The sequence below is a fragment of the Streptomyces sp. NPDC051172 genome (genome assembly GCF_040682555.1).
GTDB lineage: Bacteria > Actinomycetota > Actinomycetes > Streptomycetales > Streptomycetaceae > Streptomyces.
Genome location: NZ_JBFBBE010000037.1, coordinates 70,783 through 86,387, shown reverse-complemented (window position 1 = coordinate 86,387; position 15,605 = coordinate 70,783). Strand labels below are relative to the sequence as shown.

General features: G+C 70.5%; 13 protein-coding genes. 4 read left to right on the top strand and 9 right to left on the bottom strand.

What is annotated here, in order from left to right; genetic code table 11:
* Together AB0N07_RS23065 and AB0N07_RS23060 are read right to left on the bottom strand one after the other, a co-directional pair.
* Positions 1-723, bottom strand: a 723-nt coding sequence (locus AB0N07_RS23065) for an IclR family transcriptional regulator (RefSeq protein WP_365837884.1), incomplete at its 3' end; no start/stop codon positions are given.
* Positions 724-727: 4 nt separating this feature from the next.
* Positions 728-1,153 carry a MarR family transcriptional regulator gene (locus AB0N07_RS23060; protein WP_365837898.1) on the bottom strand — a complete coding sequence of 142 codons (426 nt, stop codon included), beginning with the start codon at positions 1,151-1,153 and terminating at the stop codon, positions 728-730.
* 188 nt (positions 1,154-1,341) lie between these two features.
* Between AB0N07_RS23060 and AB0N07_RS23055 the strand changes: the two genes are divergently transcribed.
* Genes AB0N07_RS23055 through AB0N07_RS23040 form a run of 4 tightly spaced genes read left to right on the top strand, consistent with a single transcriptional unit; the run spans position 1,342 to position 5,138 of the window.
* Complete coding sequence (locus AB0N07_RS23055; protein ID WP_365837882.1) at positions 1,342-2,259, top strand: SDR family oxidoreductase; 918 nt, start codon at positions 1,342-1,344, stop codon at positions 2,257-2,259.
* A 12-nt stretch (positions 2,260-2,271) separates the two neighbouring features.
* Entirely contained in the window at positions 2,272-3,147 is an 876-nt protein-coding gene (locus AB0N07_RS23050; protein WP_365837896.1) for an amidohydrolase family protein, read from the top strand.
* Between the two features lie 10 nt (positions 3,148-3,157).
* Entirely contained in the window at positions 3,158-4,657 is a 1,500-nt protein-coding gene (menE, locus tag AB0N07_RS23045; protein ID WP_365837880.1) for an o-succinylbenzoate--CoA ligase, read from the top strand.
* A gap of 25 nt (positions 4,658-4,682) precedes the next feature.
* The gene (locus AB0N07_RS23040; RefSeq protein WP_365837878.1) at positions 4,683-5,138 is read left to right on the top strand and encodes a MaoC family dehydratase; all 456 of its coding nucleotides are present in this window, start codon (positions 4,683-4,685) and stop codon (positions 5,136-5,138) included.
* On the opposite strand, the gene AB0N07_RS23035 is transcribed toward AB0N07_RS23040, so the two are convergent.
* The 7 genes from AB0N07_RS23035 to AB0N07_RS23005 are packed head-to-tail and all read right to left on the bottom strand — an operon-like array spanning position 5,129 to position 15,596.
* Positions 5,129-5,959: a PaaX family transcriptional regulator C-terminal domain-containing protein gene (locus tag AB0N07_RS23035; protein WP_365837876.1), complete on the bottom strand. Its 831-nt coding sequence runs from the start codon at positions 5,957-5,959 to the stop codon at positions 5,129-5,131. The genes AB0N07_RS23040 and AB0N07_RS23035 overlap by 10 nt on opposite strands.
* 37 nt (positions 5,960-5,996) lie before the next feature.
* On the bottom strand, positions 5,997-7,670 hold the full coding sequence (locus AB0N07_RS23030) for a PHP domain-containing protein (RefSeq protein ID WP_365837874.1): 1,674 nt from the start codon (positions 7,668-7,670) through the stop codon (positions 5,997-5,999).
* Between the two features lie 19 nt (positions 7,671-7,689).
* Positions 7,690-9,537 (bottom strand): LamG-like jellyroll fold domain-containing protein, encoded by a 1,848-nt coding sequence (locus tag AB0N07_RS23025; protein WP_365837872.1) that lies wholly within the window; start codon positions 9,535-9,537, stop codon positions 7,690-7,692.
* Positions 9,538-9,583: 46 nt separating this feature from the next.
* Positions 9,584-12,523 (bottom strand): glycoside hydrolase family 2 TIM barrel-domain containing protein, encoded by a 2,940-nt coding sequence (locus AB0N07_RS23020; RefSeq protein ID WP_365837870.1) that lies wholly within the window; start codon positions 12,521-12,523, stop codon positions 9,584-9,586.
* Complete coding sequence (locus tag AB0N07_RS23015; RefSeq protein WP_365837868.1) at positions 12,520-13,728, bottom strand: alkaline phosphatase family protein; 1,209 nt, start codon at positions 13,726-13,728, stop codon at positions 12,520-12,522. Before AB0N07_RS23015 ends, AB0N07_RS23020 begins: the two co-directional genes overlap by 4 nt.
* 27 nt (positions 13,729-13,755) lie before the next feature.
* A complete protein-coding gene (locus AB0N07_RS23010; protein WP_365837866.1) occupies positions 13,756-14,625 on the bottom strand; it encodes a carbohydrate ABC transporter permease in 870 nt (289 codons plus the stop codon).
* Positions 14,622-15,596: a sugar ABC transporter permease gene (locus tag AB0N07_RS23005; RefSeq protein ID WP_365837894.1), complete on the bottom strand. Its 975-nt coding sequence runs from the start codon at positions 15,594-15,596 to the stop codon at positions 14,622-14,624. Before AB0N07_RS23005 ends, AB0N07_RS23010 begins: the two co-directional genes overlap by 4 nt.
* Positions 15,597-15,605 lie beyond the last annotated feature (9 nt).

Below are 15,605 nucleotides of genomic sequence, written 5' to 3'. Positions count from 1 at the left end.
GTCCTTTGGCCCGGGTCCCCCCCCCCCCCCCCGGCCCCCACCGCCGGCCCGCGGGGGGCGGCCGCCCCCCACCACCACCGACACGGCGGCGACCACCGCCCCGCCCGGCCCGCGTATGGGGGCGGCCACCGACAGAGCGTTGTCGGTGACCTGCCGGCTGCTCACCGCGACTCCCGTGCGCCGCACCTCGGCCAGCACCCGGCGCAGCCGCTCCGGCTCGGTGATGGTGTACGGCGTGAACGAGGCGAGCGGCCCCGCGCAGTACTCCTCCTGCGCCTGCGAACCGCAGTGCGCCAGCAGCGCAAGCCCCACCCCGGTGGCGTGCAGCGGCCAGCGCGCCCCGACCCGTATGTGCACGCCGACGGCGCTGCGACCGGAGATCCACTCGATGTAGACGACCTCCCCGCCGTCCCGCACCGCCAACTGCACGTTCTCGTGCGTCGCCTCGTACAGGTCCTCCAGGTACGGCAGCGCGATCTGCCGCAGCGCCAGCCCGCGCGGGGCGAGCGCCGCGACCTCCCACAGCCTGAGCCCGACGTGGTAGACGCCGGATGCGTCCCGCTCCAGGGCGCCCCAGTCGGTGAGGGCGCCCACCAGGCGGTGTGCGGTGGTGAGGGTCAGCCCGGCCCGCCGGCTGATGTCCGTGAGGGACAGCGCCGGGTGCTCGTGGTCGAACGCGGCGAGCACGGCGAGCAGCCGGTCGGGGGCGGAGCGGGCGGTCATGGCGTCAGCCGAGCCCGTCCTCCGCGATCCGCAGCAGCAGTGCATGCAGCGTCTCGCGTTCGGCCGGCTCGAGCGGCTCGAAGAGCTCGCTCGTCGCGCGCAGGCCCGCCTCGTCGGTGTCGCGCAGGAAGGCGCGGCCGTCCTCGGTGAGGACGACGATGCGGCTGCGGCGGTCGTCGGGGGAGGGGCGGCGCTCGGCGAAGCCCAGCTTCTCCAGGTCGTCGACGAGGCCGACGATCGCGCTCGGGTCGTAGCCGAGGCGGGTGCTGAGTTCGCGCTGCAGGGCGCCGTCGGTGGTGGCGAGGAAGCGCAGGACCGCGTAGTGCCGCAGGCGCAGCCCCGACTCCTGGAGGAAGGCGTTGAACAGCTGTCCGGAGCGCAGGCCCAGGCGGTAGAGCAGGTAGCCCGTGTCCGCATGCAGCCCGCGCATCCACGGCTCGTCCACGTCGATGGGCTTCGGGGTGGCGTGCTGGCGTGCGATGGCGGGCTCCCTGTGCTCGTTGCGTCCTGGTGATTCCAGCATGACGTACCCGTAGGTCGCCAACAACTATTGACGTCAACAATTATTGCTCTTAGCTTCGATCTCGAAGCCGCACCCCATGCGAAAGGGATCCACTCGTGCCCAGCATCGATCTCACCGGCAAGGTCGCCGTCGTCACCGGCAGTGGCCGGGGCCTCGGCCTCGCCTATGCGCACGCCCTGGCCGCCCATGGCGCGTCCGTGGTCGTCAACGACGTCGACGAGGCCGTGGCCGAGGCGGCCGTGAAGTCCATCACCGAGGCGGGCGGCACCGCCGTCGCCGAGGTGGTCCCGGTCGGCACGAGCGAGGCCGCCGACCTGCTGGTGAATCGCGCGGTCGAGGAGTTCGGACGGCTGGACATCCTGGTCACGAACGCCGGCATCCTGCGCGACAAGGTCCTGTGGAAGATGTCCGACGACGACTTCGACGCGGTGATCACCACCCATCTCAAGGGCACCTTCACCTGCGCCCGCGCCGCCGCCGTCCGGATGCGCGAGCAGGGCGAGGGCGGCACCCTGATCCTGGTCGGCTCCCCGGCCGGACAGCGCGGCAACTTCGGGCAGACCAACTACTCCGCCGCCAAGGCCGGCATCGCCGCCTTCGCCCGCACCTGGTCGATGGAGCTGGGCCGCGCGAACATCACCGTCAACGCGATCGTGCCGGTCGCCGCGACCGCGATGACCGAGACCATCCCCGCCTTCGCCCCGTACATCGAGGCCATGAAGAACGGCGAGCCGCTGCCGGACTTCCTGCGCAAGGGCGAGGGCTTCGGCACCCCCGAGGACTGTGCGGCGCTCGTCCCGTTCCTCGCCTCCGAGGCCGCGCGCGGAATCACCGGTCAGGCCATCGGCATCGGCGGCGACAAGGTGGCACTCTGGTCGCATCCGCAGGAGATCAAGGCGGCGTACGCCGACGGCGGCTGGACCCCGGACAGCCTGGCCGACGCCTTCCCCACCTCGGTCGGCGCGGAGCTGCAGAGCGTCGGCGTCCCCGCCCCGAAGTTCCCGGAGGCCTGAGCCATGACGAGCATCGACGTCGAGGAACTCGTCGCGATCGACGTCCACACCCACGCGGAGGTCTCCTCCAAGGGCCACTCCTCCCTGGACGACGACCTGCACGACGCGTCCTCCGCGTACTTCAAGGTCGAGGGCAAGCGGAAGCCGACCCTTCAGGAGACGGCCGCCTACTACCGTGAGCGGAAGATGGCCGCCGTGATCTTCACGGTCGACGCCGAGTCCGCCACCGGCACCGCGCCCGTCCCGAACGAGGAGGTCGCCGAGGCGGCCGCCGCCAACGCGGACGTCCTCATCCCCTTCGCCTCCATCGACCCCTTCCGCGGCAAGGCGGGCGTGAAGCAGGCCCGGCGGCTGGTCGAGGAGTACGGCGTCAAGGGCTTCAAGTTCCACCCGAGCATCCAGGGCTTCTTCCCCAACGACCGCTCGGTGGCGTACGACCTCTACGAGGTGATCGAGGAGACGGGCACCATCGCCCTCTTCCACACGGGCCAGACGGGCATCGGCGCCGGAGTCCCCGGCGGGGGCGGGATCAGGCTCAAGTACTCCAACCCCCTCCACGTGGACGACGTGGCCGCCGACTTCCCGCACCTCAAGATCATCCTGGCGCACCCGTCCTTCCCCTGGCAGGACGAGGCCCTCGCCGTCGCCACGCACAAGCCGGGCGTGCACATCGACCTGTCCGGCTGGTCGCCGAAGTACTTCCCGCCGCAGCTCGTGCAGTACGCGAACACGCTGCTCAAGGACAAGGTCCTCTTCGGCTCCGACTTCCCCGTCCTCACCCCCGACCGCTGGCTGAGCGACTTCGAGCAGCTGTCGATCAAGGACGAGGTGAAGCCGAAGATCCTCAAGGAGAACGCCGCCCGTCTGCTCGGGCTGACGAAGCCGTAAGGGGCCGTAGATGCGCAATGAGGGACTCGGGTCATGGCCCGCACGCCGGGCCCGCAAGACCCCGCACCGCACCGCCCTGGTCCACGGCGGCACCACGCTCACCTACGGCGAGCTGTACAGCCGCACCACCCGCCTCGCTCACGCCCTGCGCGCCCGGGGCATCCGGCGCGGCGACCGCATCGCCTACCTCGGCCCGAACCACCCCTCCTACCTGGAGACCCTCTTCGCCGCCGGCACGCTCGGCGCCGTCTTCGTCCCGCTCAACACCCGCCTCGCGGGCCCGGAGATCGCCTTCCAGCTCGCCGACTCCGGCGCCAAGGCACTCGTCTACGGCCCCTCGCACGCGGGCCTGGTCGCCGGGCTGCCCGGCAACACCGACGTCCGGGCGTACGTCGAGGTGGGCGCCGACTACGAGGAGGCGGTGGCGTCCGTCGCGAACGAGCCGATCGACGAGCCGGTCGTCCCGGACGACACCTGCATCATCATGTACACCTCGGGGACCACCGGCCGCCCAAAGGGCGCGATGCTCACCCACGGCAACCTGACCTGGAACGCGGTCAACGTCCTCGTCGACCACGACCTGATCGCCGACGAACGCGCCCTGGTCTCCGCTCCGTTGTTCCACACGGCCGGCCTGAACATGCTGACCCTCCCGGTGCTGTTGAAGGGCGGCACCTGCGTCCTGGTGGAGGCGTTCGACCCGGACGCCACCTTCGACCTGATCGAACAGCACCGGATCACCTTCATGTTCGGGGTGCCGACGATGTTCGAGCAGGTGGCCCGCCATCCGCGCTGGCCGGACGCGGACCTGTCCTCCCTGCGTATCCTCACCTGCGGCGGCTCCCCGGTCTCGACACCGCTCATCGCCGCGTACCAGGAGCGGGGCCTGACCTTCCTCCAGGGCTACGGCATGACCGAGGCGTCCCCCGGCACGCTGTTCCTGGACGCGGAGCACGCGGTCAGCAAGGCCGGCTCGGCGGGGGTGCCGCACTTCTTCAGCGACGTGCGCGTCGTACGGCCGGACCTCGCCCCTGTCGACGTCGGCGAGACCGGCGAGATCATCGTCCGCGGGCCGCATGTCATGCCCGGCTACTGGGGGCTGCCCGAGGAGACGGCCGCCTCCTTCGCCGACGGCTGGTTCCGCAGCGGGGATGCGGCCCGGGTCGACGAGGACGGGTACGTCCATATCGTCGACCGGATCAAGGACATGATCATCTCAGGCGGCGAGAACATCTACCCGGCCGAGATCGAGGACCTGCTGCTGGCGCATCCCGACATCGTCGAGTGCGCGGTCATCGGCGTGCCGGACGACAAGTGGGGCGAGGTGCCGCGGGCGGTCGTCGTCCCCCGCGAGGGCGGGTCCGTCGACCCCGACGAGGTACTGGCCTCGCTCGCCGGGCGCCTCGCCAAGTACAAGATCCCGAAGTCGGTGGTCCTCGCGGACGAACTCCCGCGCACCGCCTCCGGAAAGCTCCTCAAGTCCCGGGTGCGCAAGCGCTTCGGGAACTGACCGACTCCCCTAAGGAACACCACTCATGAGCGTCACCGTCAACGGCATCGACGAACTGAAGAAGCTCGCGGGCAGCGACCTGGGCACCAGCGAATGGATCGAGGTCACCCAGGAGCGCATCAACACCTTCGCCGACGCCACCGGCGACCACCAGTGGATCCACGTGGACCCCGAGCGCGCCGCCGAGGGTCCCTTCGGTGCCCCGATCGCCCACGGCTACCTCACCCTGTCCCTCTTCATCCTCCTCTTCACCGAACTCCTGGACGTCCAGGGCGTCACCACCAAGGTCAACTACGGCCTGAACAAGGTGCGTTTCCCCTCACCGGTGAAGGTCGGCTCCCGCATCCGCCTGGTCGGAAAGCTCGCGGAGGTCGAGGAGGTACCGGGCGGCGTGCAGATCACCGTGGACGGCACGATCGAGATCGAGGGCGGCACGAAGCCCGCGGCCGTACTGCAGAGCCTGTCGCGGTTCTACGCCTGATCGGGGCGTACCGGCATCAGGTCGAGAAGGCGCTCCGAGGCCTCCCGCGCGAGCGGTGTGAGCCGGTCGTACACCGCCCGGAACGTCTTCTCGGCCCGTTCCGCCGGCCAGTCGTCCGGCAGGTGCTTGACCGGCAGGCGCGGGTCGCGGCGGATCACCTGCAGCCACTCGGCCTGCAGTCGCAGCCGCAGCGCCAGGGCGTCGTCGGCATCCGGCAGCCGGCTCTCCCAGGCCTCCCAGCGGCGCACGAACTCCTCGTAGCGCGCGGCCAGTTCGGACAGCTCCCAGGTCTCCTCGATCATCGCGCCGATGTCCATACCGACGTCGGCGTGCGCACGGAAGACCTTCACATGCGCGGCAAGTCCGAGCTCGGACACCAGCTCCGCCACGTCGACCTCGCCCGGTGCGATCCACAGACCGCTGAACAGCGGCCCGAAACCGCTCCAGGTCAGCTTGGAGCGCAGATCGTGGCGCTGACGCTGCCAGGACTCCGGCAGCGAGAACCCGAGCAGGGTCCAGGTGCCGTCCCAGTGCCGGTTGACCGCACCGGTCTGCCAGATCCGGTGTTCACCGTCCCGCAGCACCGTCGCCGAGTGCTCGGTCAGCCCGAAGTACATCTTGCGGCCCTCGCGCTGGCGGCGCAGCAGCCCCCGCTTGACCATCCGGGTCAGTGTCGAGCGGGTCGCCTGCTCACCGACCCCGGCACGCGCGAAGACATCGATCACGCTGCCCGAGTACACACAGACGTCCCGCCCCAGCACCTGGTCCCCCAGAAACGTCAACAGGAGGGACTGCGGCCGCAACGACTCTTCACCGGTCATGCGGCCACGGTACGACGCGATGGATCACTCCGACGCGTCAGCCACCTGCCACATCGACGAATACGGGGTTCGAGTAGAACCATGTGTCCGCCCACGGATCACCGTTGCCGGGCTCGTGGGGAATCGGCCCGTGAGGGTCGACCGAGGCACCCAGGTACCCCGCCCCGTGGCGGTTCCCGTCGCTGCCGCGCAGCCGGACGTAGAAGGACTCGTCCCCGACGGTCAGCGGGATGCGCAGGGTGTAGGTCCCCTGGCGGCCGGACACGTCCTTCGTCTGGACGACCCTGGTGTCCGGCGCCTTCCAGCTGTCCCGGTCGGTCACGGGGCCGCGCACCGCGCCCCTGATCACGTCCACGTGCGCCAACTGGGGCAGGATGCCCTGCGGGTTGGCCCGGGAGGCGGTGGTGACGGTGACGTACAGGGTGATCTTCTCGCCCTTGCGGACGCGCAGCCGCCCGCCGAGCGTGACGCCCCGGCCCGCGTCGCAGTCCCGCTTCACGCGGACGTCGAGACCGTCGAGCAGATGCCCGTGGTCGAGCCAGACGCGCCCCGCGCGCAGGCCCGCCATCACTGCGCGGTAGCCGTAGCGGGTCACGCCGACGTGGGTGCGGCTGAACTCGCCGGGCCAGAAGTCGCTGCCCGGCTGCGGGCTGTCGGTGTTCACCGGGTCGGGCAGCTTGCCGGTGTTGTCGAAGTTCTGCCCGGCCGGCCAGTCGCTGTTCTTCCAGGTGTCGAAGACCGTGCGGTGGTTGTCGGAGTTGGTGGTGATCGTGAAGAGGCGGCCCTCGGCGAGCATCGAGTCCCACAGGCCGCCAACGGTCGCCGTCGCCCAGTCGAAGCCGCCGTACGTCAGATACGCGTCCGCCGGGTAGCCCGCCCAGGACTGCGCCGACGGCTTGTTCTCGTACTCGCCGCGGATCGAGGTGGCACCACGCCAGCCCGGGATGGCCGCGCCCTGGGCGCCGGGCGCACCCTCCATACCGATCATGATCTCGGGGGCCGCGTCCCGCCAGCCCCGCATCTCGTGCGGGGAGTCGATGCCGAGACGCAGCGGGTGGTTGGCGAGGACGAGTACGTCGTCGACGTAGCCCGAATCGCGCTGCTCGGCCAGCCACTTGATGGCCTTGACGGCGTGCGCCTCGTTGCGGGCGGTGTCGGCGCCGGTCGCGGAGCCGTCGGTGTAGCCGAGGAGCTTGCCGTCGTAGGCGAGCTCGAACTGCGTGAGCAGATCGACCTCGTTCGGGCCGGGCGCGGCGAACACGGTGCAGTGCTCGGCGGCCGGGATGTACCACTCCAGGCCCTGGAAGATGAGCTGGCGCGGGTTCTCGGCGCGGGCCTTGAGGATCTCCTGGTGCTCCAGCGCGGCACCGTAGTGGGCGTGCCCGAAGTTGGAGTGCTCGTTGAACACCATCCAGTCCAGGCCGTACCTGGCGGCCGCCTGCGCCTGCTGCGAGAACGTGTACTTGGCGTCGTGGCTGTAGACGGAGTGGACGTGGTGGTCGCCGACGAGGTAGGCGAGGTGCGGGTCGTCGCCACCGAAGGCGGGCCGGTCGGAGGCGGCCAAGGCGGGGGTGGCCACCGACCCGAGAGTGAAGGCTGCCCCGAACATCCCTGCACGGCGCAGGAGCCCGCGGCGCGAGACGCCCTGGGCGTCGAGACGGGCGGGAGAGACGGACGGGTCGGCCCAGGCGGGCAGCTGCTGCTCGGTCATCGTGAGTTCCTGGTGCGGGTCAGTGGTTCATGAACGAGGTGACGGGCAGCGCCCGCGCGACGATCCGGACGTCGCCGAGGCGGCCGTGCAGGATCTGGTCGATCTTTCCTGCGTACTCGTAGCCGCCGAGCAGCCACGGCAGTCCGACGGAGGTGATGCCGATCGAGGGGGCCTTCGGGTTGCGGACGACCGGGCAGCCCTCGACGTACAGCGTGGTGTGCTTGCCGTCGTTGACCACCGCGAGGTGCCACCAGGTCTCCAGCGGGGTCTCCTGGCCCCAGTTGGTGGCGATCCCCTGCTGGTTGAGCGGGCGCATCGCCCACTGCGGCTCGCGGTCGTTGGACAGCGACAGGGTGGCCAGCGGCTCGTCGGGGTCGTCGGCGGTCTTGCCCGCCGCGCCGCCCGTGCCGGTGCGGCTGACGATGCCGGACCAGGCGTTGTGGTCCGGGTCCCAGTCGGCGGGCAGACGGTAGAACGCCTCGATGGTGTAACCGTCCTTGAACGTCGCCGAGTTGAGCGGGGCGCCGTCGACCGTCTTCAGATACGCGCCCCTCAGCGGGGACTTGTAGCCCTGGAACTCCAGGCTGCCGTGGCCCGGCTGGTCGGGGTGGTGGTCGGACGACCAGTTCAGGGCGCCGCCGCCCACCGTGACGAGGGTGAGGTCGTTGCCGCGTCCGGACAGGTCACGGACGGTGCCGCCGACCGCCGTACCGCCACCGTGCCCGTCGAAGCGCCAGTAGGCGACCGTGCCGGGGATGACGACCTTGGACGCGGGGCGAGCCGGACGGGCCGGAACGGGAGCGAATCCGGAGAAACGTTTCTGGAAGTCGATCTCCACCGAGAAGCGGTCCGCGTCACCGCTCAGCTCGATCTCCTGCCGCTCCAGCTCATTGAGGCCCTTGCGCGCCCGGCCGAGGATCCACGGGGAGACGGTCTCCACGTCGATGACGTTCCGGTCCAGATCGAAGCGGTAGAGGCGGATCATCGCCGCGCCGCCGAAGTAGCGGTTCTGGTAGTTGGTGAGGTGCAGGTGGACATCGTTGCCGGCCGCGTTCTTGCGGGTCGCGCGGCCCGCGGGCCAGTAGTGGCCGTTCAGGGTGAGGAAGATCTGGTCGTGCTCCTCGACCAGCTGGTCCCACAGCTGCTGCCCGTACGCCGACAACTGGTCGTCCTCGACGACGAGTTCATGCGTGGTGAGGATGACCGGCGCCTTCGGGTGTTTGGCGAGCACGTCCTTCGCCCAGGCGTACCCCTTCGCCGACAGCCGCCAGTCCAGCGCGAGGACCAGCCACTCGTGCCCGGCCGCCCGGAACAGGTGGTAGGTGTTGTAGCCGTCGTCGGAGGCGCCGCCGAACGTCTTCTTTCCCTTGAAGCGCTGCGGCCCGAACGTGTCCAGGTACGGCGTCGAGCCGCGCTGGTCGTCCGTCGAGGACCGCACGTCGTGGTTGCCGGCCAGGACGCTGTAACCGACACCGCTGCGGTCCAGCAGCCCGAACGCCTCGCTGATCGCGGCGAATTCGTCCTTGGCGCCGTTCTGGGTGAGGTCGCCCAGGTGGGACAGGAAGACGATGTTCTCGTCCTTGCCGTGTTCCAGCAGATAGCGCAGGGAGGCCTCGACCGGCGCCTTGTCGATGCTGGGCCCGTCGAAGAGGTACTGCGTGTCGGGCATGACGGCGAGCGTGAAGCGACGGCTGTGGGCGTCGGGCCGCCAGTTGCTCGCGCTCGCGGGTGCCGCCTCGGCGACGGCCGGCAGCGCCACCCCGACGCCGGCGGCCGCGCCGAGCAGCGCGGTGGCTCTGAGGAAACTGCGTCGGGCGGCACCGGCCTGTGCGGCCTCGCCCTGGTTGTGGTCATGCGAAGTGCACACGTGTGCTCCGTGAAAGGTGACGTGAGGAACGGGGAAGGGCGGGAGGTTACAGAACGCGCAGGGTCCAGCTCCAGCGGTGGACCCCCGGCGGGATCAGATACGAGGCGGAGGTGTCGGGGCCGCACGACGCCGTGCCGAGCCCGCGGTGCGCCGCGTCGAGGTGCACCACGCACCCGGAGCGCGGCACGAGCTCGTCGTGGTGCGAGGCGGCGGTCAGGTCCTCTGCGCGATGGCGGGTGACGGAGACCTGGCGCGGTTCGTCCAGCACGACCGCGAGGCCCGTCGCGTCCGCCGCGGACAGCGTGAAGTGCCGTACACCGTGCCGTCCGCCGCTCTCCTGCGGGCGCAGATAGGGGGTGAACAACGCGTCGACGGGCACGGAGTGGTGGCCGACGGGTGCGCCGACGCTCCGGTCGGGATACGACTCCCACGGGCCCTGCCCGAACCATTCCAGCAGGTCGAGCCCGGGCACCGTCTCGAAGACCGAGCCGACCCGCGCCACATCGTGGAACTCGTCGGGCAGCTCGGCCTCCTCGTCGATGCGGATGCCGCCCTCGACGGGTGTGAACACCTGCCGGTGCCGTACGCCGCCGACCGTGCCCGCGTACTCGGCGTCCACGGTGACCCGGCCGCCGTCCTGCCGTACCGCCACGACCTTGCGGACGAGCGCGTCGAGGCCCCAGGTCCGCCAGCGCAGGGCGATGCCGCCCAGCTCGTCGTTGTCGGTGGGTGCCCGCCACAGGGAGAGGGTGGGGGCGGCCGTCAGCAGCGGATGGACCAGGAGGCCCTCGTCGTCGACCTCGACGGTGCCGTCCACGGGGACCTCCCAGGACACGGACGGCCCGCGCAGCTGGACCTGCGGCGCGCAGACATCCGTGCCGCGCGGCGCCCACGGCTGGTCGTCGGCGGTCGTCACCCGCAGCGTCAGCCAGGCCTCGCCGCCGTCGCGCGGGAGGTCGAAGGGCAGCGGCACGGCGGCCGTCTCGCCGGGCCGCAGGGCGGGCAGTTCGGCGGGTGCGGTCAGCGTGCGGCCGTCGGCGAGGGAGAGTTCCCACCGGCCGGACAGCCAGTCCAGGCCCCGGAAGTGCTGGTGGTTGCCGAGCACGATGCCCTCGTGCTTGAAGCACTCGATGCGCACCGGTGCCGCGATCTCCCGGTGCTCGTACAGGACCGGCTTCGGGGTGCGGTCCGGGAAGACGACTCCGTCGGCGATGAACGCCCCGTCATGGATCGTCTCGCCGAAGTCGCCGCCGTAGGCCCAGCGGTGGCCGGGCGCGGCGACACCGTTGTCATAGAGCCCGGCGCCCCCACGCCCGACCGGTCTGCCGTCGTTCACACGCTGGAGAATGCCGTGGTCCCAGAACTCCCAGATGAACCCGCCCTGAAGACCTGGCGTTGACTCGATGGCCGCCCAATGGTCCGCCAGGGTGCCGTTGCTGTTGCCCATCGCATGCGAGTACTCGCACTGGATGAGGGGCCGGGTCTGCCGGCCCGACAGTGCGTGGGCGACGCAGTCCTCCAGCGGCGCGTACATCGGGCAGGCGATGTCGGAGGCGTCGTCCGTCGCCGCCCAGTCGAGCTTCGCGGCACCCTCGTACTGGATCGGCCGCGTCGGATCGTGCCGCCGCACCCACCCGGCCGCCGCGTCGTGGTTGGCACCGTAGTCGGACTCGTTGCCCAGCGACCAGATGATGATCGACGGGTGGTTCTTGTCCCGCAGCACCATCCGCGACACCCGGTCCACGAAGGCGCCCAGGTAGCGCGGGTCGTCGGCGATCTCGTGGGCGTGGTCGTGGGACTCGATGTCCGCCTCGTCGACGACGTAGAAGCCGAGCTCGTCGGTCAGGTCGTAGAGCGCCGGGTCGTTCGGGTAGTGGGAGGTGCGGATCGCGTTGAAACCGAACCGCTTCAGCAGGACGAGGTCCGCGCGCATGTCCTCGTACGACACCGTGCGGCCGGTCAGCGGATGGAAGTCGTGCCGGTTGACGCCCCGGATGAACACCCGCTCGCCGTTGACGAGCAGGTCCCGTCCGGCGATCTCGACGTCGCGGAAGCCGATGCGGTGCCGCGAGGTGTCGGCGACCGTTCCGTCGGCGCGGTGCAGGCGGACGGTGAGGTCGTACAGCTCGGGAGTCTCGGCGTTCCAGGTGCGCACCTCGGGGACGGATGTGTGGATGCGGGCCTCGCCGAGGAAGTCGGAGACGCGGCAGTCCTCGGCGTTGACGCGGTCGAACTCCCGGTCCTGCGCGAGGAGTCGACCGTCCAGTTCGCCACTGACGTACCACCCGTCGGGCAGCGCGCCGCGCGCGTCCCGCACCCGGCAGTCGACGCGCAGCTCGCCGCCGTACGACGCCCGCACCGTCACGTCGGCCAGATGCAGGGGGTCGGTCGAGTACAGCAGCACCGAGCGCGTGATGCCGCCGTGCCACCACTGGTCCTGGTCCTCGATGTGCGAGGCGTCCGACCACTTCACGACGGTGAGCCGTACGACCGCCCGCTCGCCGGCCCGCACCAGATCCGTGAGGTCGAACTCGGCGGCCAGATGGGAGTCCTTGGAGATCCCCACGGGCCGCCCGTCGACGTGCACCAGCAGCACGCTCTCGGCGGCCCCGACCTGGAGCACGATCCGGCGCCCGGCCCAGTCGGCGGGGACGTCCACCTCGCGCTCGTACACGCCCGTCGGATTGGCGCCCGGCGAGCCGGGCGGGAACTCGGAGAACGGCATGCGGACGTTGGTGTACTGCGGCAGGTCGTCGGCGCCGGCGGACTGCATGGTCCAGACGCCGGGGACGTACGACGTGGACCAGTCACCGCCGACCGGCGCGTCCGGAGCGGGAAGCAACTGGAAACGCCAGTCGCCGTCCAGGGAGAGGGCTCCGGAGCGCCGGTCGACGGAGTTCATGGGGAGGCGGCCCCAGGAGGTCACCTCGGGTGCCTGCCAGGGGCGGAGGGCGATCAGGGGATCCGTGGGGAGTGCGTCGGTCATGACCTGTCCGAAGTCGGTGCGATGGGCCGGGGGAGGACGCGGCCCTGCAGGCCCCAGGTGGGGTCGACGGGGATACCGAGCCGGTCCAGGACGGTGGGGGCGATGTCGATGAGGCGGGGCGAGTCGAGGCGGGAGCCGAGGGGCCGGGGGCTGTGGAGGCGGCTGTCGGCGGGCGGCGAGCTGTCGGGCCGGGGGCTGTGGGCTCGGCGGTCGGCGGGCTGGGCGCCGGGGGCCCTGGGGCTGTCGGGTCGGTGGTCGGCGGGTTCGGTGTCGACGGGCTGGGTGTCGGCGGCTCGGCTGTAGGCGGGCCGGGTCCTGTCGGGTCGCGGACTGTCGGGTCGGCGGTCCCGGGCTTCGGTGTCGACGGCCTGGGTGTCGTCGGGTCGGCCGTCGTCGGGTCGTATGGAGTCCGGCCCGCCGGGCTCCGCGAGGATGACGAAGACCTCCCGTTCCGCGTGCGTGTCGCCGCCGTGGCCGCCGCTGTCGAGGTGGCCGTGGTCCGTGGTGACCAGCACGGTCCAGCGCTCGCCGGCGCGGTGCGGGTCGCTGCGCCGGGCGTCGATCGCCTGCAGCAGCCGCCCCAGGTGGGCGTCCTGGGCGAGCAGGGCCCGGTCGTAGGCGGGGGAGAGCGGGCCGGTGTCGTGGCCGGCCTCGTCGGTGGCGCCGAAGTACACGAACACGACGTCCGGGTCGTGCTTGGTCAGCCAGCGCAGGACGGTGCGGGCGACGCGGCGGTCCGCGGTCGTGTATCCGCGGAATTCGCCGTTGAAGCGCCGGCGTCGGTCGATGGCGGGGCCCAGGACGCCGCGGCGGACCAGTTGCGGCCAGGACACCGCGGCCGCGGTGCGCAGACCGGGGCGGGCCGCGGCGGCGCGGGTCAGGAAGTCCGGGTAGCGGGCGTAGTCGGCGCCGACGAAGTCGTTGCCCCGCACGCCGTGCCGGTCGGGCCACACCCCGGTCAGGATGCTCGACCAGCCGGGCCCGGAGTCGGTGTGGGCCATGCTGGTCGACGGCCCGTTCTCCGCCTGGCCGTCGGCCTCGCCGTAGGGCAGCAGGCTGGTGCCGACGGCGCCCGCCGCCATCAGGCCGTGCAGGACGGGCGCGTGGGCCGGCGAGCGGGTCAGGCGGTCGTAGCGCAGGCCGTCCATGCCCACGACGAGCACCTTGCCGCGCCCCGGTTGCTCACCCCCGATGTCGTACCTCACCGCCCACCCCTCTCTCGCGACTTCGCCTCAGCTCCCCTGCACCGCTCCTTCGGTGGCCCCCGCGATGAACCCGCGGGCGAAGATGCTGAAGACCACCACCAGTGGGAGCGCCGCCATCAGCACACCGGCCATGACCATGCTGTAGTCGGTGGTGTGGCCGACGTTGAGCTGGGCGAGTTCCACCTGGAGCGTCACATGGCCCGGATCGGTCAGCACGACCAGCGGCCAGATGTAGTCGTTCCAGCAGTTCACGAAGGCGTAGATGGCGAGGAACGACAGCGCGGGCCTGATCATCGGCAGTGCGATGTTCCAGTACTGGCGGAAGAACCCGGCCCCGTCGATGCGCGCGGCGTCGAGGAGTTCGTCGGGTACGCCGTTCTGGATGTACTGGTGCAGCCAGAAGATGCCGAAGGCGTTGGCGAGCGAGGGCAGCGCCAGCGCCTTGAGCATGCCCACCCAGCCGATCTTCGACATCAGGATGAACTGCGGCAGGATCGCCAGCTGCAGCGGCAGCATCATGAACAGCAGCAGCGTGCCGAAGAGCAGCTTGCGCCCGGGGAAGTCGAACTTGGCGAAGGTGAAGGCCGCCAGGGAGTCGACGAACAGCACCAGGACGGTGGTGACGGTCGCGACCATCACCGTGTTGAGCATCGACCCGAAGAAGTCGATGGTGTTCAGCACATGCCGGATGTTCTCCAGCAGATGGGAGCCGAAGGTGAACTTCGGCGGGCTCTTGTAGATGTCCTGCGTGGTGTTGGTCGCCATGACGATCGTCCACGCGAAGGGGAAGACCGAGACCAGGACGGCCACGACGAGGATGATGTGCGCCGTCAGGCCCTTGGGGCGGCGCAGCCGCCTGCCGCCCGTGGCCGGCCGCGCGGTGTCCACTGCCGTCATGCCTTCCTCCCTCGTGTGGTGATGCGCCAGTTGACGGCGACGAGGACGATGATCAGTACGAAGAAGGCCCACACGATGGCCGCGCCGTAGCCGTAGTCGTTGTTGAGGAAGGCCGACTGGTAGAAGTACAGCAACGTGGTCAGACCCGCCTGGCCGGGGCCGCCGAGGTTCGCGTTGGCGGCGTTGCTGCCGAACAGGACCTGGGGTTCGCTGAAGCTCTGCAGACCGTTGATGGTCGAGATGATGACGGTGAACAGGATGATCGGCCGCATGATCGGGATCGTGATCTGGAAGAACGTGCGGATGGGGCCCGCGCCGTCCATCTTCGCCGCCTCGTAGATCGAGTTCGGGATCGCCTGCAGACCGGCCAGATAGATGATCATGTTGTAGCCGGTCCACTGCCAGGTCATCAGCAGCGCGATGACCAGCTTGATCAGCCACGGGTTGCTCAGCCAGGGAACCGGCGAGATGCCGACCATGCCCAGGATCGCGTTGACCAGACCGAAGTTGTTGCTGAACACCGCGCCGAAGAAGATCGCCACGGCGACGATCGAGGTGACGTTCGGGACGTACAGGGCGATGCGGTAGAAGCCCTTGAACCGGCGCACCGAGTGCAGCAGCGTCGCCAGCATCAGGGCGCCGAAGAGGGTGGGCACGGTGGACAGCACCCAGATCACCAGCGTGTTGCGGATCGACATCCAGAAGACCGGGTCGTCCCACAGGAACGTGAACTGCTGCAGGCCCACGAACTGCATGGTGCCCATGCCGTCCCAGCGCTGGAAGGCCAGGTACAGCGAGTAGAAGACGGGGAAGAAGGAGAACGCGGCGAAGATCAGGTAGAACGGCGAGATCGCCAGGTACTGCCGCCAGTACGACAGCGGCCCGCGCCGCCTGGGCCGAGCGGAGCCCGCGGGCGCTGTGCGCCGCGGGCGGAACCGGGCCGGGACCGGCCCGCCGAGGCGCTGCGGCACCTCGGCGGA